Origin of the sequence: Halomonas sp. McD50-4 (genome assembly GCF_022348135.1) — a bacterium.
Classification (GTDB): domain Bacteria; phylum Pseudomonadota; class Gammaproteobacteria; order Pseudomonadales; family Halomonadaceae; genus Vreelandella; species Vreelandella piezotolerans.
This window is the reverse complement of record NZ_JAKRFG010000044.1, coordinates 1-1096: the sequence shown is the minus strand read 5'-3', so window position 1 is coordinate 1096 and position 1096 is coordinate 1. Positions and strand designations below refer to the sequence as shown.

Here is a 1096-nt window from a genome sequence, read left to right as displayed (position 1 = left end):
ACCTGGTGCGTGGTGCGCGGCTCCGGCGTGCTCGCCCCGCTGCGCTCGGTCTTGATCCGGTAGACCCGATCTTCCAGCCCTTCGCGGTTGGGGTAGTAGATCAACGAGATCTCGCTGTGCGGATCGCGGGTGAGCTGATCATCGTCGTCCCAGGCGGGCATCCAGAACTCGGCGTCCTTACGATACAGCGCAAGCCACTCGTCCCACTCGCGGTCATCTAGTAGGCGCGCTTCGCGGTATAAAAAGGCTTGGATGTCGTGATAGCTGATGCTCATGGCGTTCTCTCCTCTCTTCTGGCATCGGACGTTTAGGCGGTCGCCGTGGCGATGAACTGGCGACGCTCTTTGTCGATGGCGCGCAGCATTTCGCTGACCCAGTGTTGGTGGTGCAGCACGTAGAGCCCTTCGTCTTCGGGGGAGGCGCCGCTGAGCAGCGGTTTCATGTCGATGGCCTGGGCGTTCTCATCAGCCCCTTCGATCCATTGTTGGGCGCCGCGGGAGAGGTCGTTCCATTCGGCTAACGCGCCGTTGTAGCCTTCTTGGCAGGCGCGGAACTCTTCGAGGTCGTCCGGCGTGCCCATGCCGGAGACGTTGAAGAAGTCTTCGTATTGGCGGATACGTACGCGACGGTTTTCGGCCGACTCGCCTTTGGGGGCGAAGCAGTAGATCGTAACTTCGGTTCTGTTGACGTCGATGGGGCGCAGCACGCGGATCTGCGTGGAGAACTGGTCCATCAGGTAGACGTTGGGGTAGAGGCAGAGGTTGCGCGTCTGATTGACGATGGCGTCGGCACGCGCCTCGCCTAGCTGCTCTTGGATCCACTCTTTTTCTTGGTAGACCGGGCGCACCTCGGGGTTGAGTAGCCGGGTCCAGAGCATCATGTGGCCGTTTTCGTAGGAGTAGAAGCCGCCTTTACTCTTCGACCAGCCGTCGGCGTCCACCGCCTTGGTGCCACCGGCGTCGTAATTGCGGCGCTCCATGGTGGAGGCGTAGTTCCAGTGTACGGAGCTGACGTGGTAGCCGTCGGCGCCGTTTTCGGCCTGCAGTTTCCAGTTGCCGGTGTAGGTGTAGGAGGAGGTGCCGCGCAGCACTTCCAG

The 1096-nt window shown here is 61.6% G+C and carries 2 protein-coding genes; both read right to left on the bottom strand.

The window, feature by feature from the left end; all coding sequences use genetic code 11:
- Positions 1-275 (bottom strand): aromatic-ring-hydroxylating dioxygenase subunit beta (locus MHM85_RS18315; protein ID WP_239286595.1); only part of this gene is annotated, 275 nt, incomplete at its 3' end.
- A 32-nt stretch (positions 276-307) separates the two neighbouring features.
- On the bottom strand, positions 308-1096 hold a 789-nt coding region (locus tag MHM85_RS18310), incomplete at its 5' end, for an SRPBCC family protein (protein ID WP_275443632.1).